This is a genomic window from Sphingopyxis sp. (assembly GCF_036675685.1).
Classification (GTDB): Bacteria; Pseudomonadota; Alphaproteobacteria; order Sphingomonadales; family Sphingomonadaceae; genus Sphingopyxis.
The window spans coordinates 52,670-73,302 of record NZ_JAKFEM010000026.1; the positions used below are offsets into that span (position 1 = coordinate 52,670).

The following is a 20,633-nucleotide window of genomic DNA, read 5'->3' on the forward strand; positions in this document are numbered from 1 at the left end:
GCTGACCCGTGACCGGCGCGGCCGTTCCGATCAAAGCCAAGAAGGCCAGCGGGAGGCGGCTGTGGTGGGTCGTCCACCAATGGGTCGGTCTCAAGCTGTCGCTGTTCCTCGCGTTCATCCTGTTCACCGGGACGCTCGCGGTGCTCAGCGCCGAGATCGACTGGCTGCTTCATCCGACGCTGCGTGTCGCGCCGTCGTCGGTCCAAGGTCCGCCGCGCTGGGATTTAGTTGCGCAGAATTCGGCGCGCTATCCCGGTGTCGCGACGATCAACTATATCGCCCGGCCGACCGCTAGCGCCTTTGCCGCGCGGGTCGCGTTCCAGCGCGCCGACGAAAGTCGCGGCTATTTGCACGTCCATCCGAGGACCGGCCGGGTGCAGGGCGAACAGGGTTTTGTCGACAGCCAGCGCGTGCTGCGCAACCTCCACCGCCACCTGAACCTGCCGACCAAATATGGCATTCCGATCGTGGCATCGCTGTCGATCCTGCTGCTCATCAGCGTCGCGACATCCTTTGTCGTTTACCGCAAATGGTGGCGGGGCTTTTTCAAGCCGATCCGCTGGCGCGACGCGCGCACCGCATGGGGCGATTTTCACCGGTTGGCGGGGGTGTGGAGCCTGTGGTTCGTCGCACTGATCGCGCTGACGGGCCTCTGGTATCTGGTCGAAACGCTGGGCGGCGATGCGCCCGATCTGCCCGAGCCGGCAAGCGAGGTTGCGCTGCCGCCGGCGGATAGCACAATGGGCGCGGCTGACGCGCTAGCCGCAAGCGTCACGACGGTGCGACGCGCCGACCCGGCGCTCGAAATCGAGTCAGTCCAATTCCCCGACGAGAAATCAGGCGCATTCGTCTTTCAGGGCCAGCGAAGCGCGTGGCTGGTGCGTCCGCGTGCGAATGCGGTGTGGATCGATGCCGCGTCGGCGCGCGTCGTGATGACCAGCGACGGGGGAGATCTGGGCGTTCACCAGCGTATCTCCGAAATGGCCGATCCGCTGCATTTCGGAACCTTCGCGGGCTATTGGACCCGCGTTCCCTGGTTCCTCTTCGGACTGTTGATGACCGGTCTCGCACTATCGGGCGCTGCCATCTATTCGCACCGCATCGCGCACAGCGCGCGCGCGGCGATCGTCGAGCGTCCAATCTGGAACGCGATGTGGCACGGGACGGGACGGTGGCGGTGGCTGTCGGCGGTGCTGATCGCGACCGGCGCGGTGATGATTGGATGGATGTTCTACAAGGGCTGAGCAGACCGCACCGAATGTCTCAAATAGTCCGACAATTTTCGAAAACCATTATCGCGCTCGAATAGCCGCTTTTGAAGACTTGCATCCGAAAGCGGATGGTCTCCAAACGGCCATTAACGACGATTTGCCCAAAAGAACGCCCGCCCGATCGAAATCGGACGGGCGTAAGATGAAGAGCCGTGTTTCCTGAAAGGACAAGCTCTCTTGGGTCGCATGGCGCGGTTAGCTTTGCTGGTAGACCTGATATTGTACCATAACGCCAAAAAGAGCAGCGCTCACACCTCAGGGCTTGACCGCAACCGGAAGACGAAATGGTGCGCCCAGCCTGTTGAAGGCGTTCATCGCCGCAATTGCGATCGTCAGGTCCACGAGGTCTTTCGGCTCGAAGGCCTCGGCTGCTGCCGCATAGGCCGCATCGGAAGCATGTGTCTCGCTGACGCGCGTGACTTCCTCGGCCCAAGCCAGTGCCGCGCAATACTGGTCGGGGAACAGATGCGGGACTTCGTCCCACACTGGAAGCAGCGCGACCTTGTCGATCGGCATGGTCTTGAGAAGGTCCCGGGTGTGCAGATCGATGCAGTGAGCGCATCCGTTGATCTGGGAGACCCGGAGGAATACAAGGTGAATCAGCTCTGCCGGGAGGGCGGTGTTATTGGTGACGTAATGGTGCACACCGTACAGGGCCTTCGCTCCGGCGGGAGCGACTTCGGACCAATTCAACCGCTTCATCTGATCTTCCTTTCTTCCTGAGCCGATATCGGCGTCACCATGCCTGACGAGCGGGCGTCCGATGCTGTGACGTCCCGCTTGAAAAAATGTTTGTGTGTGACCGGATGTTGGCGAATGGGATCGTGAGAAAGGCCTGAGACTGTTCTACCGCAGCGTACCAATCAGGCAGCGCTGCAAAATGACGACCTACGGCAATGACGCCCAGGTACGGAGCGTCCGTTTGTTCCAATCGGAGTTGCAAGCCGCCGGTCGGCTTTCGGCCAAAATTGTTCATATTTGAGGCTCGGCGCCACGAAAAGCGAGGCGCTTGGCACTCCCGGGGCCTCTGTTAGAAGGAGAGGGGAGGCGCCGGGCGTACGCAGCGATCGAACGGGCTGAGGCAGGGCTGATGGACACTGAGGAACAAAATCTGAGGGTGGCCCATGCCCTGCAGGTGGAAAGCAAGGCAAGGCTCGTGACTTGCGCCACGCCCCCCAAGGTTCTGGCATTCGATGTGTTCGGGACGGTGGTCGATTGGCGCACCAGTGTCATCCGCGAATCCGCCGCGTTTCTTGCGCAGATCGGACGTGCCGATGCCGACGCGGCCGAATTTTCCGACAGCTGGCGGTTCCGTTATATTGATGTGATGCGTGCCTTTCGTGAATCTGGGCGCGGCTTCGTGGCACTGGACGTACTGCACCGTGAAATGCTCGAGCAGACGTTGCACACCTTCGCTATCGACCCGGCGGCTATCGATGACGATCTCCTGAGCGAGTGGGTGCGAGCGTGGCGCCGGCTTGATCCCTGGCCCGATGCGGTCGCGGGGCTGACGCGGCTGAAAACCCGCTTTCCGGTCGTCACGCTCAGCAACGGCAACATCGCATTGATGGTGGCGATGGCGCGGCGGGCGGGTTTGCCATGGGATGCTATTCTCGGTGCCGAAGTGACTCGTACCTACAAGCCCGACCCGCAAGCCTATCTGGGCACCGCGGCGATCCTTGGCGTCGCGCCGGAAGAGATATGTCTGGTCGCTGCGCATCACAGCGACCTCGCCGCAGCGCGCGCGTGCGGTTTCTTGACCGCTCATATCGACCGTCCACAGGAATATGGCGGTCGCCGCGCGCCCGATGCCGACGCGGCGCAGAATTGGAACTGGATGACGGACAGCCTGACGGGGCTTGCGGATTTGCTAGGCTGCTAAGAGGGAAACGCGGTTCGAGCGAGCGAACGAACGAATTGCGGAAGTCAGTCTTTCGCTTCGAGCTGACGAACTTTCTCGCGGAGTTCGGTCAGCTCGGACGCGAGAATCTCGAAATCGCTCCGCGAGGCCGCGGCCCACGCGGCTTCCATACGCCTCAGCCAATCGGCAAATCGCTGGATCATGTCCTTTTCCTTCCGTGACGAGGTCGGCTTCGGCTATGCTGTCGAACCAGGCGCGTTCGTCAGGTCCGAACGATTGCGCAAAGCCGGATAGAATATGAGGGCGGCCAGCAGCGTTCCGCCGCAGACGACCAGCGCATAGGCGGCGGCCGGTCCGATCGGCAGCGACCCGATCAATGCGGTGCCGAGCGCCGCGCATGCCATTTGCAGGAAGCCGAGCAACGCCGATGCGATGCCCGCCCGGTCGCCGAACGGTTCGAGCGCGATCGCGGTGGCCACCGGGTTGACGAGGCCCATGCCCGCCAGGAACAAGGTGATCGCCGCCATGAACTGGAATTGCGTGGGCGCGCTGCCCTGGACGGCCAGCCACACCCCGCCCGTCAGGGCGATCACGATGCCCGCCATGCCGACGCGCGGTGCGTCCCAGCGCCGCGCGAGCCGGGCGGTCATCAGCCCGCTGCCGAAGACCACCGCAACCGTCGCCGCGAAAAAGAGGCTGAGGTCCGCCGCGCTTAATCCCAGATCGGCCATCAGGATCGACGGCGCAGCGGCGAAGAAGCTGTAGAGGCAACCGATGACGAGGCTGACGCCAAGCGCGGGACGGATGAAGCGGGGGTCGCACGCGAGTTCGACGTAGGTCCGGGCGATTGCAGCTGGCCGGGCCGAGCGCCGCTGCGCGGCGGGCAATGTCTCGCCGGCGCTGACCCAGTAGCAGACGGCAACCAGTGCGCCCGCGCCCGCAACGAGCAGGAAGATGCTGCGCCAGCCGAGCAGCAGCGTCATGCCCGTGCCAAGGGCAGGCGAAAAACCGGGCGCCGCCGCCATCGCGATCATCACCAGCGCTAGCGCGCGCGTGAGTTCCGGGCCGTGGTAGAGGTCGCGCGCAATCGCGCGGGCGAGAACCGAAGCCGTGCAGGCGCCGAACGCCTGGATGGCTCGGCCCGCGATCATGACCGGTAGCGATGGCGCAAGCGCGCAGATCAGGCTGCCGACGACGAAGATCGCCAGGCCTCCGAGGACGAAGGGCGCGCGTCCGGTGGCATCCGCCATCGGGCCGACAACCAGCTGGCCCAGCGCAAAGACAACGAAGAAGATCGAGAGCGTCCAGGCGAGCTCGTGCGGTAACGCCCCGAACGCGCGCGCCATTTCGGGAAAGGCGGGCAGCATGATATTGGTGGCAAGCGCCCCCAGCGCGGCCAGGCTCGCAAGCAGGATCAGCCTGCCTGCGGTCAATCCGCCGTCGTGATCAGCAGCGGCTGAATCCGCGGTTTCAATAGATATAGTCACGCTGCCGCGATTTCCCGAATTTGTGGAGGAGTTTCGGCGACGGCGATAACCACCTTTCCACGTGCGCGTCCCGACGCCACGCGGTTTATCGCTTCGGGAGTCTCGGCGAAACCGAACATGCTGTCGATGATGGGCCGTATGACCCCATCCTCGACGAGCTCGGCGATTTCTGCCAGCTGTGCTCCGTTGGCACGCATGAACAGGAAGCTGTAATCGACATCGTGCTTTTGCGCCTTGCGCCGGATCTTGAAGCTCAAGAGGCGCATCAGCAGCCGGACGATGGCATTGGCGCCGATGCTGCGCGCGAAGGCCGCGTCGGGCGGGCCGGAAATCGAGATGAGTCTGCCGCCAGGTTTCAGGACCTTGAGCGACTTTTCGAGAACGTCCGGACCGAGCGTGTTGAGGACCACGTCGTAGCCGCTGAGCGTCTCAGAGAAATCCTCCTTCCGATAGTCGATGGCGACATCGGCCCCAAGACTCTTCACCAGCGCGATATTGTCGGTGCCCGCGGTGGTCGCCACGGTGGCGCCGAGATGCTTGGCGAGCTGGATTGCAACCGTCCCGACCCCGCCCGAGCCGGCATGGACCAGAAGCTTCTGGCCCGGCCCAAGCTTCGCGCGCTCGACCAGAACCTGCCACGCGGTCAGCGCCACGAGCGGCAGTGCGGCCGCCTCGGCCATGGTCAGGCTTGGCGGTTTGAGCGCGAGGTCGGCTTCATCGATCGCGATCCGCTCGGCAAAGGTGCCGATGCGGTCCTTGTTCGGGCAGGCAAAGACCTCGTCGCCGATCCGGAACCGGTCGGCGCCCGGACCGAGCGCAACCACCGTGCCGGCAAGGTCGCTGCCGAGGATGAAGGGCATCCTGTGCGGGAGGATCGCCTTGAACTCGCCCTCGCGCAGCTTGACGTCGATCGGATTAACGCTCGCGGCGGCGATCGCCACCACGACCTGTCCGGGTCCCGCCACCGGATCAGGCACATCCCGCAGCGACAATTCGCCCTTGTAGGCGTCGATGGCGAAGGCCTTCATTTCATTCTCCTCGTACAATCGTTCCCTGGCCAGGCACATGTGGTCGCGCGTCGAAGACGAGCAGCGTCGATGTCGCGGTGGCACAGAGCCGCCCGTCGCCATCGTGCAGCGTGGCCTCGGAAAAACCGACCCGGCTACCCAGCGATACGACGCGGCCGACCGCACGAACCGTACCGCTGCTTTCGGTCAGTGCTCGCAGATAGGATATCTTCAACTCCAGCGTCGTGTGACCGCGATCGGGGCCGAGCATCGATGCGATCGCGACGCCGCACGCGCTGTCGAGCAGCGTCGCGGCATAGCCGCCATGGACCGAGCCGAGTGGATTATAAACGCTGCGGTCCGGACGTCCCTCGAAAACCGCCTTCCCGCGCTCGACTTCGACAAGCGCGAAGCCGAGTGTTCCGCCCATCGGCGGTTGAAAGCCGCTCTCGATCCAGGCGCGCAACTGCGCGAGGCCAGCAAGGCCGCTTTCGTCGGCAGCGTCCATCCTGCTCACCAGGGCTCGTGGAAGGGACGAACCTCGGCGAGGAACGACCAGGCATCGCGCGGCTGGTGCGCGAGATGGAAGACCTCGCCGGCAATCGAGGCGGGCGAGATAAAGAAATCGTCGGCTGCATCGGGCAAGCGCTCGCGCTGCCACGGCACGTCGATCACCGCGTCGATAATCAGATAGGCAACATGGACTCCTTTCGGACCGAGATCGCGCGCCAGCGATTCGGCGAGGATGCGCTGTGCCGCCTTGGTCGGCGCGAAGCCGGCGAAGGCCGCGCGTCCGCGCTGCGCCGAGGTGTTGCCGGTGACGATCAGCGCGCCTTCGCCCGCGGCGATCATCGCCGGCGTCGCCAGGCGCGCGAGGTGCAAAAGCGCCATCGTGTTGATCTCGAAATTGCGCTGCAGGACCTCCGCCTCGATCTGCGAGAAGGTGCCGAAGGCGCCGCCGACCGCATTGTGCACGACGACCTTCGGGGCGCCGAGACTGTCGATCGCCTGCTTGAGCGCATCGGCATCGCTCACGTCACAGGGGAGAGCGACTGTATCTGGGATTTCCTTCGCAAGCGCTGCGAGCCGGTCGGCGTCGCGCGCGAGCATCGCGACACGATAGCCGCCTTCCGCGAACCGCCGGACCACTGAAGCGCCGGTTCCTGGGCCAACCCCGGTAACGAGAGCGAGGGGCTTGGTGTTGCTCATGCTGCTTCCTCCAGGCGTGCGAGTTCCTCGCGCACGAAATCGAGCCGGTCGTTGCCGAAGAACAAAGTGTCGCCGACGAAGACCGACGGCGAACCGAACACACCGCGTCCCGCCGCTTCCTCGGTATTGGCGTCGAGCTGCGCGACGACGTCCGCTGCGTCGATGCGCTCCGCAATCGGTGCCGCGTCGAGGCCTGCTGCGGCGATCGCGGAAAGAATATCGTCGTTCGTCGTAAGGGTTTTTCCCTCGCTCCAGCACGCCCGGTAAAGAGCCAGCGTGATCGCTCCGGCCTCGGCTGGAGTGCCTGCGGCAAGCACGGCGCGCGAGCAGGCATCGCCGTCATTGTCGCGCATGTCCGAAGGATTGAGCGTGACGCCATATCGCGCCGCCCAGCGGCCGAGATCTGCGCGCGCATAGCGACCCTTGGCTGCGCAGGTGATGGTCGTCGGGACATTACCCACCTTGTCCATCACCGTCAGAATCTTCATCGGCCGCAGGCGGATCGCGACGTCCATGTCGCGCAGCTGGGTGAAGGCTAGATATCCATAGGGACTGCGAAAGTCGTAAAAGAGTTCGATTTCCTGGGTCATTGTGTTGCTCCTGTGTTGGGTTCGAGAAGGCGCCGCACCATGTCGTCGGCGCCGGGGCCGGGGCGAAGCTGGACGCGATCGGAGGGGACCGGCAGGCCCGTCTCGGCATCGACCAGCGCGAGCACGAGCGGATGACCGCTGTCGCGATCGACCATTTCCATCGTCGGTTGGCCAAATCCGGTGGCGTCCCAGCGATCTCCCCATTCGCGAAGCGCCACGCTGACCTTCCAGAGATCGCGGCCTTTCGGCGTCAGGCGATATTCGTCGCGTGGGGGACGCTCCTGGTAGCGCACGCGCTCGACGATGCCCGCTGCCGTCAGATGCTTGAGGCGAGCGGCCAGCGTCGCATCGGGAATGCCCGTGCTCGCCCGAAGTTCGTCGTAGCGGCGGAGACCGAGCGACAGGTCGCGGATCAACAGCAGCGCCCAGCGATCCCCGATTGATTCAAGCGCGCCCGCGATCGAGCAGCGCATTCCGGCGAAGGATTTTGGTTTCATAGGTTCCGTGCTTTTTATAACTTCAATCATTGAAGTATATGCGATCATCGGGATAGGCAAGCGAATTCGTGCCGCGCGGTTCAGGCGCACAAATGTCGGAGTGAATCGATATGACCGGCGTGCATGCTGCCACTTCCAAGGATACGCCGCCGCGCTCTATCGCGACGGGATAGTTGATCTGAGGCTGCGAAATTCCTGCAGATGAGGTCGGAGAAGGACAAAAGTTTATCATTGATAAAGAAATTGACATGATCTATTTTCCGTTCAGGGAGAACGATCATGTCAACGCGGATGCGCAACATGAACGAGCGACGCGACCGTATTCTCGATGCGGCCCGATCGATCATTGCGGAAAACGGTTTTGACGCGCTGACCACGCGCGGCCTGGCGCAGGTTGCCGGCGTTTCCGCCCCCACGCTCTACAATCTCATCGGCGGCAAGGACGATATCGTTCGCGCGCTTGCCAAGGCCGGCGCGGAGCATGTCCAGCATCGGCTCTCGCTGCTGGAATTCGATTCCTGTCTCGAATGGATCGAGGCGATCGCCGACGAAGCTGTCGACATGGTCGAAAGCGACGAGACCTACCACCGCGCGCTCAGTTTCTGCCAGGATCGCATTGCCGGTGGCTACGGCCTGCGGGGAGATGTCGGCTCGCATCCAGCGCTGGGCGAAGCCGCCATGACGATCGCGCTCCCGGCCTGTGAAGCGGCCCGCGCTCAAGGCCTGCTACGCGGCAACGTCAGCACCCGGGATGTTACCGAACAGATGTTTTACGCCTATCTCGGGCCGACGCGAGAATGGGCTTTCGGCACCATCAGCCTTGCGATGTCACGCTATCGGATCAAGCGGGGGTTCATCCTCGCCTTGGCTGCCGATGCCAGCGATTCATTCCGGCACGACCTCCTGGACCGTCTTGCTGCCCTCGGCCGAGACGCTGCCGAAAGATGTGCCGCATGAAAGACCCGGCGAAGGCAAAAGAGGCGCGCGGCATGCTGCGGTTACTGGATTTCATGCCGCTGATATTCGCATTCGGCTTTCTGGTCCCCGTGATCGCACAGGGCGTCGAAAGCTTGGGGTGGGTGCGGCCTCTCGGGACCGCGCCCTTGGTTATCGCACTCCTTGTCGGCGGCGGCTGGGGGCTCGTTGCGCAAATAAGGGGACGTTGGATATGACCGCTCCGCCTATCGATGTCAGCACCCTGTCGAAAGCCGAGTTGATGAAGCTAGAGCGGGAAATCGCGCGCCGGCACAGCGGTCAATTTCCGTGGGAAATCCTGCTGTGGGCATTTGGCAACATGGCATGCTGGCTATGTCTATGGCCATTGGTGATCCTCGGCTACCTGCCGCTTTGGGCCGCGTTCTCTATCGCGACGATCAACATCATGCTGGTGTATCTGCCGACGCATGAGGCTCAGCACGACATCATCGCCCGGCCGGGCACTAAGTGGCGCTGGCTCAATGAACTGGTCGGGCACGCCACGTCCTGGATGATCGTCAGTCCCTTCGCCGTGCTACGGTTCACCCATCTCGAGCATCACAAGCACGCCAACGACCCTGCACTCGATCCTGATCATACGACCCACGCCGACAGCGCCTGGCATGCTGTCCGCAAGATCATCCGCGAGAGTCAGCCCGACGGCCAGCGCAGCCGGGACTATGCGGCCTGTCTCGCACGGGGCAATCGCAAGGATCTGATCCTGCAGAGCGTCGGGTTCAAGATGACGTACTTTGCCGTCCTGTTCACTCTCGCTTGGTCCGGCCTTGCGCTGGAAGCGTTCTTCCTCTGGTGGCTGCCGCTGCAGATCGGCCTGGTCTATGTGGCGTTATACCTGTCGTGGGCACCGCACCACCCGGCGAAGGAAACCGGCCGTTATCGCGACACGCGGAGTTTCCGCTCGCGATTGGGAAATATCGGCTCGATGGGGATGCAGTTCCATATCGTCCATCACCTTCACCCCTATATCCCGCTGACCCGGACGCCCGCCGCCTATTGGGAGATGCGTCCGATATTGGAGGCGCGCGGCTGCAATATCCACGAGCTTTGATCGGCGGGCGACTTGTCACAAATCCCCGGCCTGCGCTGCCGATAAAGAAGCAGCCAAGACCCCCACCGGCGATCGATAGCCCACAAGTGATGCGCGGCAAACGCGATCCCCTGCCGTGCCCGCAGCTGGAAAAACGTCAGTCGCGCGCGTGCAGGTGCAGCATGCTGAAATGTTCGTAATGACCGACACCGTTCTTCACGATCGGGTCCTGACCGGTCAGCGCCTCGATGTCCTGGTCGTCGTCGATCCGGTAGAGCGAGACGCCATAGCCGCCATTCGGGTCCATCACCGGGCCGTGGGCGACAATCTGTCCTTTGGCGAGCAGCTTGTCCAGATAGGCGCCATGCTGTCCCATCCATATCTTCTCGTCGTCGGTCATGGTGGCAAGGAAGTCGGAGCGTGGCGGCAGATATTTGCACAGATAATATTTCATCGGGTCATCCTTTCATCGATTAGCGCTTCCGGGTGGTCGCGGTCTCCGAGCCGCGCGCACGCTTCTTTCTCATCTACCATGCGGCGCGGCATCCTTCGGTTGCCCTCACTGCGGCGGATCAGGCTGGGAAGATTGCGCTATTTGAGCGGCGAGCCTGTCCATTCGCGCTGAAATGGTGGCGAGATCCGCAGCTTGCTGACGGACACGCGCATCTAGCCCCGCGACAAGCGAAGCCGTTGCGGCAGGCTCATCATAGTCCATGGCATGGGCAACCGCAGCAAATCGCTGCCATGCGGCGCCAAGCCTTTTCCCGATACTCATCGCGTGAACCTCCTTGAGATGATCCTGCGCATCGCGCCGAAACGCGCCAACAGGGGGAAGCGGGTGCCAGTACGCGTTGTCGCGGGCCGGGCATCTCCTTCCGAACCGATCCTGTACCAGAGTGTGTAAAGCGCCGGCAGGAAGACGAGCGTCAGGATCGTGCCGACCAGCGTGCCGCCGATCAAAGTGTAAGCCATCGATCCCCAGAACACCGAAGTGGTCAGCGGCACGAAGGCGAGAACAGCAGCGAGCGCGGTCAGCACGACCGGTCGCGATCGCTGAACGGTGGCCTCGACGACCGCGTCGAAGGGAGAAAGACCCAGCTTCTGATTATCCTGGATCTGCCCGATCAGGATCAACGTGTTGCGCATCAGGATGCCGGCGAGAGCGATCAGACCGAGGATCGCGTTAAACCCGAACGGCTGACCGGTGACGAGCAGGGTCGGCACAACCCCGACCAGTCCCAAGGGCGCCGTCAGCAATACAATCGCCATCGCCGAAAACTGCCGAACCTGCAGGATGATAACGACCATCATCAGGAGGATCATGATCGGGAAGATCGGAGCGAGCGCCGCATTAGCCTTGCCCGCTTCCTCGATCGAGCCCGCCATGTCGATGCGATAGCCTGGCGGCAGCGTGTCGATGACCGGCTGGAGCTTCGCGTACATCGCCTGCGAGACGTCGGGGGGTTGCAAGCCGTCGGCGATGTCGCCGCGCACGGTGATGGTGGGAACGCGGTCGCGGCGATGGAGGATCGGCTCGTTCATCCGGACCTCGAGCTTGCCGACCTGCCCGAGCGATATGCGTGCGCCGTTCGCGCCTGCGAGGGTAAAATCGGCGACGCGGGCAGGGTCGAGGCGGGCGGGCCCTTGCGAGCGGGCGATCACCTCGACGCCGCGAATATCCTCGCGGACCTCCGACACCGCAACGCCCGAGAGCAGGAACTGCAGCTGCTCGCCGACATCGGCGGAGGTGAGGCCGAGGGCGCGAAGCCGGTCCTGGTCGAGCCTCAGATGAAGCACGGGAACGCGCTCGCCCCAGTCAGCATTGACCGTGCGCATCATCGGGTCCCTGGCGAGGATGTCCTTCACCTGGTCGGCGATCGTGCGGAGCTTGGCAGTGTCGGGGCCGGCAACGCGGAACGCGACCGGGTAGGGCGAGTAGGGCCCGAACACGAGCTGCGCCGCGCGGACCTGCGCCGCCGGCGCGAGCCCTTCGGCGACGGCGCCGCGCAGACGCACCTTCAGGGCATCGCGCTCATCCTCGGAGCCGGTTCGCACGACGATCTTGGCAAAGGACGGATCGGGAAGTTCGGGGGACAGCGACATGAAGAAGCGCGGCGCGCCCTGGCCGACATAGGCGGTGATGACCTTCGCCTCGGGCTGTTTGCGCAGCCAGGCCTCGACCGTCTTCGTCGTCGCGTCGGTCCGCTCGATCGCAGTGCCCTTGGGCATCTGCACTTCGACGAGCACCTCGGGACGGTCGGAGGCGGGGAAAAACTGCTTCTTCACGAATATCATGCCGGCGCCGGCGACCAGGAAAGCCGCCAGCGTCGCGGCGGTCACCAGCCGGTTGCGCTCGACCGCCCAGCGAACGATCGAGCGGGCCTTCTGGTAGCGAGGGGTCTGATAGATTGCCTCATGCCCGCCCTCGACCTTCTTGATCACAGGCAGGAGCTTCACCCCCATATAGGGCGTGAACGCGACCGCCACGACCCAGGATGCGATGAGCGCGAAGCCCACAACCCAGAAGATATTTCCGGCATATTCGCCGGCGGTCGACCGCGCGAACCCCACGGGCATCAGTCCGATTACCGTCACCAGCGTTCCGGCGAGCATCGGCGCCGCGGTGTGGCTCCACGCATAGGCCGACGCCTTGATCCGGTCGAACCCCTCTTCCATGCGGACAACCATGATTTCGATCGCGATGATCGCATCGTCGACGAGCAGCCCCAGCGCCAGGATCAGCGAGCCCAGCGTGATGCGATCGAGAACCCGGTCGGTCGCCCACATGATGACGAGCACAATGGCCAGGGTGAGCGGCACGGCGGCCGCGACAACGATGCCGACGCGCCAGCCGAGCGCAATCAGGCTTACCACCATCACGATCGCCAGGGCTTCGAGAAAGGTCGTCATGAACTGGTCGACTGCCGAGGCGATGTTCACTGCCTGGTCGGTGACGGGGGTCAGCGACATGCCGAGCGGTAGCTCGGAGGATATGCTAGCGACTTCCGCCTTGAGCGACTTGCCAAGATCGAGGCCGTTCCAGCCTTCGCGCATCACCACCCCAAGCAGGAGTGCGGGCTCGCCCTCGCTGCGGATCAGGAAGGTCGCGGGATCCTCATAGCCGCGGCGCACCGCCGCAATATCGGAGAGGCGGAATGTCCTGCCTTGCGCGATGATGGGAAGGCTGCCGATCTTTTCGAGATCGTCGAACGCGCCGTCGATCCGGACTTGGACCTGCGGTCCGTTCGCCTCGATCGCGCCTGCCGGGGTGATCATATTCTGCTGCGCGAGCGCCGCGAAAATGGCGCGCGGCGCGATGCCGAGCGTCGCCAGCCGTTCGTGCGAAAATTCGACATAGATGCGCTCGGGCTGCTCGCCGACGATATTGACCTTCTTGACGCCCGGGACGTGGAGCAGACGCTGGCGAAGCTGTTCGGCCTCGCGGGCAAGGTGCCGCTGCGGTTCGCCCTTCGCTTTCAGCGCATAGAGCGCGAAGGTGACGTCGCTATACTCGTCGTTCACGAACGGACCCGCGACCCCGCGCGGCAATTTGGGCGCCTCGTCGGCGATCTTCTTGCGCGCCTGATAGAATTCGGACTGGACGATGGCGGGCGGGGCATTGTCGCGCAGCGTCAAGGTCGTGAAGGCGAGGCCGGGCCGCGTAAAGGTTTCGCTGCGGTCGTACCAGCGCAGTTCCTGCAGTCTTTTCTCGAGCGGTTCGGCCACTTGGTCCTGCATCTCCTGCGCCGTCGCACCCGGCCATGCCGTCACCACGGTCATGATCTTGATCGTGAAGGCGGGATCCTCGGCACGTCCGAGTTTGAGGAAAGCGACGGTTCCTGCGAGGATAATCGCGATGATGAAGAAGAGCGTGATCGATTGCTCGCGCACCGCGACAGCGGAGAGGTTGAACCGGCTCCCGGTCTCGGGGGTTTCGGTCACCGGGCGGCTCCCGTCTGGATGCGCACGGGCTGGCCCTCGCGAAGCAGGTGCACACCGAGCGCCGCGAAGCGTTCGCCGGTGCGCAGGCCGCCCGCTAGCGTCGCTGTCTCCTCGCCGAGCGCCGCGATCTTGACCGGGCGGAAGCGGACCTTGCCGCCTTGCACGACCCAGACGCCGGGACCGCGGCCGCGATCGTCGATCGCCGCGAGCGGCACCGAAATGCGGCCGGTATCGTCGGGGGCTCCAAGGCGGATCGTGACCGTCGATCCGAGCGGTGCGCTGGCCGGGGCGCCCGCTAGCGTGAACTTTGCGGCGAAGGTGCGGGTCGCGGGATCGGCAGCCGCGCTGAGCTCGCGCAGGGTCGCGGCTCCGCTCAGCCCGCTATAGGTCTCCGCCCGCGCGATGGTGCCGAGGGCAGGCCGCAGCGTCTCGGGAAGCTGGACCACCGCTTCGCGTGGTCCTGACCGTGCCAGCCGAATGACGGTCTGGCCCGCGGCAACAACCTGGCCGGGCTCGCCGAGCGTTTCTGCGACGACACCGTCAGCGTCTGCGACGAGCAGCGTGTAGCCGGCGTCGTTCCGCCGCGCTCCCAGCTGCGCTTCGGCCGACGCCAGATCGGCGCGCGCGGCGCGCGCCGCCGCCTTCGCCTGGTCGTAAGCCGAGGCCGACACGGCGCCTGCGCCGACGAGATCGCGGTAGCGGTTTTCATCGGCGGCCGTCTGAATCGCGCGGGCACGCGCGGCGTCGACTGTTCCGGCGGCGGCCGCCGCCGCCAGCCGGTAGTCGGCCGGGTCGATACGCATCAGCGGCTGGCCGCGGCGGACCAGCTGTCCAGCATCCACGAGCCGCGCAGTGATCTTTCCGCCAATCCGAAAGCCGAGGTCGCTCTGGACGCGCGCGCCGACAACGCCCGAGAATTCGCGCTCGCTTGCACCAGCGACACCGGCTTCTGCCGTGCGCACCAGCGGCGGCTTCGCACGCGGGTCGTCCGGGGTTTCGCCACAACTGGCCAGCATGGCTGCCATGATAAAAGTGCCCGCCCAGCGCGCACAAACCTGTCTCGACACGCAGATTCTCCCTTAGAGGTCGAGCCCACATGTCAACTTGTGACCAGTTTGTCAACTAGTCACATACGGCTATGGAGCTAAACTGCGCAGAACGAGGCTCGTGATCTCGACCTGCGCATCGGGCAGGAGATCGAGGCTGCGTTCGAGGCAGACGGGATCGGTGAAGGGCAGAAAGGCGTAGGAGATCGACCGGCATGTCTCGTCGAGCGGCGTCTTCCGCTCGAATTCGCCGCTCTCGCGCCCCTGGCGCACGATATCTTCGATCAGCTGGCGCAGCCGCTCGCTATAGGCCAGTGTCGCCGGCCATTTTTCGGTCGAGGCATTGGCCGCAATCTCGTAGATTCGCCGATCATGGAAGAAAAGTTCGACGCCGACCGCAGTCACAGTCTTGGCGAAACGCCGCAGTTTATCGGTCGCGTCTTGCCCTTCGTCGACCGCGAGCCTGACCTGCTCGTAGAGGCCGCCCAGGCAGTTGGCGCAGATCGCCTCGCCGATCGCCTGCTTCGATTCGAAAAAGCGATAGATATAGGCTTTCGAGAAGCCGATCTTGCGCGCAAGGTCGGACACGGTCGTCTTGGCATAGCCATAATGGGCGAAATGTTCGTTCGCCGCGGCGATGATCTGTTCGCGCACGACATGGTCGGCCGGCCCGCGGGCAGGCGCGCTGTTGCTGGATGGATCGTTGCTCATCCAATTCCTATAGCCATGTTGAGCGGGGTTGACAAATTGTAACCAATATTGTCATTAGTCACATATTGCCCAACTGAATGGTGAAGCGCGATCATGCGAAAGTCTCTCCTGTATCTCATAGCCGCGCTGCTCTCGGGTTGCGCCGTCGGGCCGGCCTATGTCGCGCCTGCAATCGAGGCGCCGCCGGCGTTTCTCGGCGGCGCGGCACTCGATGGCGGAGCGGGCGACACTGCGCACGCCGATCTGGTCAACTGGTGGCGATCCTTCGACGATCCGCTGCTGGCGCGCCTCGTCGAGCAGGCGCTCGCGCAGAATCTCGATCTTCAGCAAGCCAGTGCGCGCGTCGCCCAGGCGCGCGCTGGCCTGCGCAGTGCGAACGCCGCGCTGCTGCCGAGCGGACAGATCAGCGGATCGGCCGCCGAAACCTACCAGTCTCTGGAATCTCCACAGGGCCGGATTGCGAGCGCCTTGCCCGGGTTCGAGCGCGAAGCGCAGGCCTATGACCTCGGCGTCGGCGCGAGTTGGGAAATCGACCTGTTTGGGGGCAGGGATGCCGCGCGAGACGCCGCGCGCGCCGATTGGCAAGCCTCGGCGGCTGCCGCGGTCGCCGCGCGACTCAGCGTCGCGGCGCAGACGGCGGACACCTATATCGCCATTCGCGGGCTGCAGGCGCGGCTTGAGGTCGCGCGCGAACGGCGGGCGGTTCAAAAGCAACTCGTGGATCTCGTCGATCTGCAGTTTCGCAAGGGCGTGGCGGCGGAATATCAGTTGCGGCAGGCCGAAGGAGCTTTGGCGCAGGTTGCGGCGGCGGTTCCGGAGCTGGAAGAGCAGCGCGACAAGGCCATGAATGCGCTCGACATTCTGCTGGGCCTGCAGCCCGGCGCGACGCGCGGCGACCTTGCTGCGGCTGCGGCGATACCGTCGCCTCCGGTAATATCGAGTGCCGGCGGCCCGGCGGCGATGATCCGGCGGCGACCCGACATCATCGCGGCCGAACGGACGCTGGCCGCCACCAACGCGCGGATCGGCGCTGCCATGTCGGAATATTATCCGAAATTTTCGCTGAGCGGACTGCTCGGGACCGCGACGATGGGCGTTGGCGGTTTGTTCGGAGGCGATTCGGTCCAGGCGAGCGGAATCTTGGGTTTGCGATGGCGCCTGTTCGATTTTGGCCGCGTCGATGCCGAGATCGCCGCGGCCGAGGGCCGGAATGCCGAGGCGCTGGCGGTCTATCGCCTGACGGTGCTTCGCGCGTCGGAGGATGTCGAAAACGGTCTCTCGAGCCTGATCAATCAGCGCACGCGCGGCGATTTGCTGGCGGCGGCCGAAAATGCACAGGCCGCGGCGCGGCAATCGTCTTTTGCAGGCTACAAGGGAGGCGTCGCGAACCTGCTCGACGTGCTCGACGCCGACCGGCGCCTTCTTGAGGTGCGCGATGCGCGAATCCAGGCGCGCGCGTCGACCGCGCGCGCGGCGGTCGCCTCTTTTCGTGCTCTAGGCGGTGGATGGGAGCCAGCGGCGTCAGCAGGAGAATTCGAGCGCGCCGGCTTGGATAAATGATCGGTCGGCGAAATGCCCACCCGCGTTCTTTGCAACGACACGCAGGCAGGCAGTGCGGCACGGCCGGTCTGGTGCCGCCGACGACGAACCCGTGGTCGGCTGACGATCGATTGCGGACGTTCCAATTCCAAGCCACAATCGTCTTATGAGCTTTTTGACATTCCGATACCGATATGACGGCACTCCCACTCATGTCCTTGACGACTTCGGTTGGCTGGAGATGCGCGTGGTCACCGAAAGTCGTTCGGGAGTCGGCGGTTTTTGGGTCCAGTGGCAAGATGTAAAAAAGTTTGGCGAAAAGCTCTCGGCGTATCCAATTGACCCGGACGCTCCTCTTGCCCAGCAATGGGGTTACAGCGAAAACGGCGAGTATGAGAAGGTTCTAGGAGTTGAAATTGCCCCGGCCAATGCACGCGGAGACCTGACAGTCCGTGTTGAAATAGCGGATCAGGATGACCCGACTGACTGCGTCAAAACTTCATTCCAAACGAATTATCCGGACTTGGCGGCATTCCAGCTTGAGATAGTGAAGCTGATGGCTGGCGAGATCGAAGAGGCGCGCCTCAGCGGGAGGTGATGTCCGCTTCCCACCCCTTTTCAGATATTCATGCCTGCGAAATAGGACCGCAACACAGAGAAGCGTTGCGCAACCCTAGAGCGCTATAGCGAAACCGTAATGCTCATCTTCGCCGGTCGCGGTGCACCACTTATGCCTATCAGGCGCCGGGGCGCGGCTTGGGCAGCGAAATAAACATTTCGCCGGTTTCCGGATCGATCGTGAAGAAGGGGGAGCTTTTGCACGGGAAGGCTTCATTCATCGCCATCAAGAACAGCATGTGCGTGGAAATGTGCCGATACGCCGGGTGTTCCTGCAGATATTTGTGAAAGACGTCGCGGTTCTGCTCATAGGTAGCACCGCTGCGGGGGCAGTAGACCGCCTCATCGGGTGTTTTCCCGGTGTTCATGATGGGGGCGTCGACCATTCCCATTAAATAGCCCAGGCAAACCGTGTAATAGGCTTTGCCGGCGACGCATTCGGAAAAATATGCGCTGCCGCCGGACAGATTCTCCCTGCTCTCCGGCGGCGCCATGCCGAGCGCCGCTAACGGTATCAAGGCCGCGAGTGTTTTCATTGCCACCCCTTTTGTCACCCCCGCGCCAATGGAGTGTGGCGAGGCGGGTATCATCCTATTTAGGGTGATGAGCGTCAAGTATGTCGAAATGCTTATGACGGTATAGCGCCCCCGGCGCGCGCCACGTCGAGATTAGGGTGGTGTTTTACTTTTAATTCCTACGTCGTCACCTCGGCGCGCATCGTCGGCCGCCCCGCCGCATCGCGCGCCCATAGCCTTGCGCCGCCCTCCTGCCGTGCGAGGCAGAGGTCGAAGGGGGCGCCGTCGATCAGTGGGGCTTCGGCGCGGAAATTGAAGAATTTTGGCGCGGCGCCGGGCGTCTCGCGCAGATAATGGTCCATCAGCAGCGTCGCGATCAGCGGCCCGTGGACGACCAGTCCGGCATAACCCTCGACCCCCTGCGCATAGTCGCGGTCGTAATGGATGCGGTGGGCGTTGAAGGTGAGCGCGGAGTAGCGGAACAACAGCACGGGGTCGGGCGACACGCTGCGGACCGCGTCGGCGGGTTCGGGGTCGGGCACCGGGGAGGGCTCGACCGGTGCCGCGGCAGCAGCGGCAGGCGCGCGATAGACCAGATCCTGTTCCTCGCGGATCGCCGGAACGCCGTCCGCCGTGATGTCGTGGCGCAAGGTTACGAACAGCAGGTCGCCGCTCGCCCCGCGCTTGGGGCGGATCGCCTCGATCGTCGTGATGCGCGTGAGCGCGGCACCGACCGGTATCGGCGCAAGGAATTCGACGCGCCCGCCCGCCCACATGCGGCGCGGCAGCGGGATCGGCGGGAGCAGGCCGTTGTCGTCACGGCGCGGGTGGCCGTCTGCGCCGATCGCCGACTGGCGCGCGTCGGGCAGGAAATTGAGCCAATGGCCGAGCGGCGGCACCGTATCGGGCCTTGAAGCATCATGGTCGAGCAGCGCCGCGAGGCCGGCGAGCGGTGCGGCGGTCGCGCTGTCCTCACGCGTTTCGCTGCGGCCGACCCAGGCGGAAAAATCATCCATGCTGTCCTCAAAAGCTCTTGGGCAGGCCGAGCGCGTGGGTCGCGACGTGGCTCAGGATCAGGTTCGTGCTGATCGGTGCGACCTGATAGAGGCGCGTTTCGCGGAATTTGCGCTCGATGTCATATTCCTCGGCAAAACCGAAACCGCCGTGGGTCTGGATGCACATATCGGCGGCATACCAGCTCGCTTCGGATGCGAGCATCTTTGCCATATTGGCCTCGGTCCCGCCGTCCTGCCCGGCGTCGAAGAGGCGTGCCGCCTTGTCGACCATTTCGGCGGCGGCGGCGAGCTGGACATAGGCGCGCGCGATCGGGAACTGGACGCCCTGATTTTCGCCGATCGGGCGACCGAAAACCTCGCGCTCCTTGGCATAGGCGGCGGCGCGGTCGATGAAGAAGCGGCCGTCGCCGATACATTCGGACGCGATCAGGATGCGCTCGGCATTCATGCCCGACAATATGTAGCGAAAGCCCTTTCCCTCCTCGCCGATCAAATTGGCGGCGGGGACTTGCAAATCGTCGAAGAACAGCTCGGTCGTCGCATGGTTGAGCATCGTGCGGATGGGCCGGATCGTCAGCCCCTTGCCCTCGGCCTCGCGCATGTCGACGAGCAGCACGCTCATCCCGTCGGAGGGTTTGGCGCACGCCTCGCGCGGGGTGGTACGGCAAAGCAGGATCATCAGGTCCGAATGTTCGGCGCGGCTGATCCAGATCTTCTGGCCGTTGACGACATAGTGGTCGCCGACCCGTTTGGCGGAGGTGCGGATGCGCGTGGTGTCGGTTCCCGCGCTCGGCTCGGTGACGCCGAACGCCTGCAGACGAAGCTCGCCACGCGCGATGGCGGGCAGATAGGCTTGTTTTTGCGCCTCCGATCCATGTTTCAGCAGCGTGCCCATCGTGTACATCTGGGCATGGCAGGCGCCGCCGTTGCAGCCCGAGCGGTGGATTTCCTCGAGCACCGCGGTTGCGGCGCCGAGGCCGAGGCCCGACCCGCCATAGTCTTCGGGGATCAGCACCGAGAGGAAGCCGGCCTCGGTGAGGGTGCGGACGAAGTCGGTCGGATAGATGCGGTCGCGGTCGAGCGCCTGCCAATATTCGCCCGGGAACGCCGCGCACAGGCGGCGCACGGCTTCGCGGATTTCGGGATAGCTTTGTGGCTGGGCTTCGGACATCGGCGTTTCGCTCTCCCCTGATCGTCGGGAGAGTCTTAGGCGTGCAAGGCGTGAATTGGCGACCTATTTTGCGATGAAAGAAATGGCTCCCCGTGGTCGATGCTAGAGGGCCCTAATCGCGCGATCATCG

General features: G+C 64.0%; 23 protein-coding genes. 7 read left to right on the forward strand and 16 right to left on the reverse strand.

Going from position 1 to position 20,633, the window contains the following annotated elements:
• The first annotated feature begins 8 nt into the window (after positions 1 to 8).
• Complete coding sequence (locus V6M50_RS12065) at positions 9 to 1,244, forward strand: PepSY-associated TM helix domain-containing protein (protein ID WP_332818811.1); 1,236 nt, start codon at positions 9 to 11, stop codon at positions 1,242 to 1,244.
• 282 nt (positions 1,245 to 1,526) lie between these two features.
• Here V6M50_RS12065 and V6M50_RS12070 read toward each other — a convergent pair whose 3' ends face one another.
• Entirely contained in the window at positions 1,527 to 1,973 is a 447-nt protein-coding gene (locus tag V6M50_RS12070; RefSeq protein ID WP_332818812.1) for a carboxymuconolactone decarboxylase family protein, read from the reverse strand.
• A gap of 388 nt (positions 1,974 to 2,361) precedes the next feature.
• Here V6M50_RS12070 and V6M50_RS12075 point away from each other — a divergent pair, with 388 nt between their 5' ends.
• Positions 2,362 to 3,153 (forward strand): haloacid dehalogenase type II, encoded by a 792-nt coding sequence (locus tag V6M50_RS12075; protein WP_332818813.1) that lies wholly within the window; start codon positions 2,362 to 2,364, stop codon positions 3,151 to 3,153.
• A gap of 44 nt (positions 3,154 to 3,197) precedes the next feature.
• Here the strand turns inward: V6M50_RS12075 and V6M50_RS12080 are convergent, their stop codons facing one another.
• The 7 genes from V6M50_RS12080 to V6M50_RS12110 are packed head-to-tail and all read right to left on the reverse strand — an operon-like array spanning position 3,198 to position 7,922.
• Positions 3,198 to 3,335 carry a hypothetical protein gene (locus V6M50_RS12080; RefSeq protein ID WP_332818814.1) on the reverse strand — a complete coding sequence of 46 codons (138 nt, stop codon included), beginning with the start codon at positions 3,333 to 3,335 and terminating at the stop codon, positions 3,198 to 3,200.
• A 33-nt stretch (positions 3,336 to 3,368) separates the two neighbouring features.
• Entirely contained in the window at positions 3,369 to 4,619 is a 1,251-nt protein-coding gene (locus V6M50_RS12085) for a multidrug effflux MFS transporter (protein WP_332818815.1), read from the reverse strand.
• Complete coding sequence (locus V6M50_RS12090) at positions 4,616 to 5,647, reverse strand: NADP-dependent oxidoreductase (RefSeq protein WP_332818816.1); 1,032 nt, start codon at positions 5,645 to 5,647, stop codon at positions 4,616 to 4,618. Before V6M50_RS12090 ends, V6M50_RS12085 begins: the two co-directional genes overlap by 4 nt.
• 1 nt (position 5,648) lies before the next feature.
• Positions 5,649 to 6,134: a PaaI family thioesterase gene (locus tag V6M50_RS12095; protein WP_332818862.1), complete on the reverse strand. Its 486-nt coding sequence runs from the start codon at positions 6,132 to 6,134 to the stop codon at positions 5,649 to 5,651.
• 5 nt (positions 6,135 to 6,139) lie between these two features.
• Complete coding sequence (locus V6M50_RS12100; RefSeq protein WP_332818817.1) at positions 6,140 to 6,835, reverse strand: SDR family NAD(P)-dependent oxidoreductase; 696 nt, start codon at positions 6,833 to 6,835, stop codon at positions 6,140 to 6,142.
• Positions 6,832 to 7,425 carry a 2-hydroxychromene-2-carboxylate isomerase gene (locus tag V6M50_RS12105; RefSeq protein ID WP_332818818.1) on the reverse strand — a complete coding sequence of 198 codons (594 nt, stop codon included), beginning with the start codon at positions 7,423 to 7,425 and terminating at the stop codon, positions 6,832 to 6,834. Before V6M50_RS12105 ends, V6M50_RS12100 begins: the two co-directional genes overlap by 4 nt.
• Positions 7,422 to 7,922: a winged helix-turn-helix transcriptional regulator gene (locus V6M50_RS12110; protein ID WP_332818819.1), complete on the reverse strand. Its 501-nt coding sequence runs from the start codon at positions 7,920 to 7,922 to the stop codon at positions 7,422 to 7,424. The genes V6M50_RS12105 and V6M50_RS12110 overlap by 4 nt, the downstream gene beginning before the upstream one ends.
• 279 nt (positions 7,923 to 8,201) lie before the next feature.
• On the opposite strand from V6M50_RS12110, the gene V6M50_RS12115 reads away from it, so the two are divergent.
• Genes V6M50_RS12115 through V6M50_RS12125 form a run of 3 tightly spaced genes read left to right on the forward strand, consistent with a single transcriptional unit; the run spans position 8,202 to position 9,966 of the window.
• On the forward strand, positions 8,202 to 8,879 hold the full coding sequence (locus V6M50_RS12115) for a TetR/AcrR family transcriptional regulator (RefSeq protein WP_332818820.1): 678 nt from the start codon (positions 8,202 to 8,204) through the stop codon (positions 8,877 to 8,879).
• Positions 8,876 to 9,094: a hypothetical protein gene (locus tag V6M50_RS12120; protein ID WP_332818821.1), complete on the forward strand. Its 219-nt coding sequence runs from the start codon at positions 8,876 to 8,878 to the stop codon at positions 9,092 to 9,094. The genes V6M50_RS12115 and V6M50_RS12120 overlap by 4 nt, the downstream gene beginning before the upstream one ends.
• Positions 9,091 to 9,966 (forward strand): fatty acid desaturase, encoded by an 876-nt coding sequence (locus V6M50_RS12125; RefSeq protein WP_332818822.1) that lies wholly within the window; start codon positions 9,091 to 9,093, stop codon positions 9,964 to 9,966. The genes V6M50_RS12120 and V6M50_RS12125 overlap by 4 nt, the downstream gene beginning before the upstream one ends.
• A 136-nt stretch (positions 9,967 to 10,102) precedes the next feature.
• On the opposite strand, the gene V6M50_RS12130 is transcribed toward V6M50_RS12125, so the two are convergent.
• From V6M50_RS12130 to V6M50_RS12150, 5 genes are all read right to left on the reverse strand, one after another.
• Complete coding sequence (locus tag V6M50_RS12130) at positions 10,103 to 10,399, reverse strand: YciI family protein (protein ID WP_332818823.1); 297 nt, start codon at positions 10,397 to 10,399, stop codon at positions 10,103 to 10,105.
• 105 nt (positions 10,400 to 10,504) lie between these two features.
• Positions 10,505 to 10,720, reverse strand: coding sequence for a hypothetical protein (locus V6M50_RS12135; protein ID WP_332818824.1), 216 nt, complete (start codon positions 10,718 to 10,720; stop codon positions 10,505 to 10,507).
• Positions 10,717 to 13,887: an efflux RND transporter permease subunit gene (locus V6M50_RS12140; RefSeq protein ID WP_332818825.1), complete on the reverse strand. Its 3,171-nt coding sequence runs from the start codon at positions 13,885 to 13,887 to the stop codon at positions 10,717 to 10,719. Before V6M50_RS12140 ends, V6M50_RS12135 begins: the two co-directional genes overlap by 4 nt.
• Complete coding sequence (locus tag V6M50_RS12145) at positions 13,884 to 14,912, reverse strand: efflux RND transporter periplasmic adaptor subunit (RefSeq protein ID WP_332818826.1); 1,029 nt, start codon at positions 14,910 to 14,912, stop codon at positions 13,884 to 13,886. Before V6M50_RS12145 ends, V6M50_RS12140 begins: the two co-directional genes overlap by 4 nt.
• A 111-nt stretch (positions 14,913 to 15,023) precedes the next feature.
• Positions 15,024 to 15,644 carry a TetR/AcrR family transcriptional regulator gene (locus tag V6M50_RS12150; RefSeq protein ID WP_332818827.1) on the reverse strand — a complete coding sequence of 207 codons (621 nt, stop codon included), beginning with the start codon at positions 15,642 to 15,644 and terminating at the stop codon, positions 15,024 to 15,026.
• Between the two features lie 93 nt (positions 15,645 to 15,737).
• Between V6M50_RS12150 and V6M50_RS12155 the strand changes: the two genes are divergently transcribed.
• A complete protein-coding gene (locus V6M50_RS12155) occupies positions 15,738 to 17,204 on the forward strand; it encodes an efflux transporter outer membrane subunit (RefSeq protein ID WP_332818828.1) in 1,467 nt (488 codons plus the stop codon).
• A 145-nt stretch (positions 17,205 to 17,349) separates the two neighbouring features.
• Positions 17,350 to 17,781 carry a hypothetical protein gene (locus V6M50_RS12160; protein WP_332818829.1) on the forward strand — a complete coding sequence of 144 codons (432 nt, stop codon included), beginning with the start codon at positions 17,350 to 17,352 and terminating at the stop codon, positions 17,779 to 17,781.
• Between the two features lie 139 nt (positions 17,782 to 17,920).
• Here V6M50_RS12160 and V6M50_RS12165 read toward each other — a convergent pair whose 3' ends face one another.
• From V6M50_RS12165 to V6M50_RS12175, 3 genes are all read right to left on the reverse strand, one after another.
• Positions 17,921 to 18,337: a Rap1a/Tai family immunity protein gene (locus V6M50_RS12165; protein WP_332818830.1), complete on the reverse strand. Its 417-nt coding sequence runs from the start codon at positions 18,335 to 18,337 to the stop codon at positions 17,921 to 17,923.
• Positions 18,338 to 18,495: 158 nt separating this feature from the next.
• Entirely contained in the window at positions 18,496 to 19,332 is an 837-nt protein-coding gene (locus V6M50_RS12170; RefSeq protein WP_332818831.1) for an FAS1-like dehydratase domain-containing protein, read from the reverse strand.
• Between the two features lie 7 nt (positions 19,333 to 19,339).
• Positions 19,340 to 20,503, reverse strand: coding sequence for an acyl-CoA dehydrogenase family protein (locus V6M50_RS12175; RefSeq protein ID WP_332818832.1), 1,164 nt, complete (start codon positions 20,501 to 20,503; stop codon positions 19,340 to 19,342).
• Positions 20,504 to 20,633 lie beyond the last annotated feature (130 nt).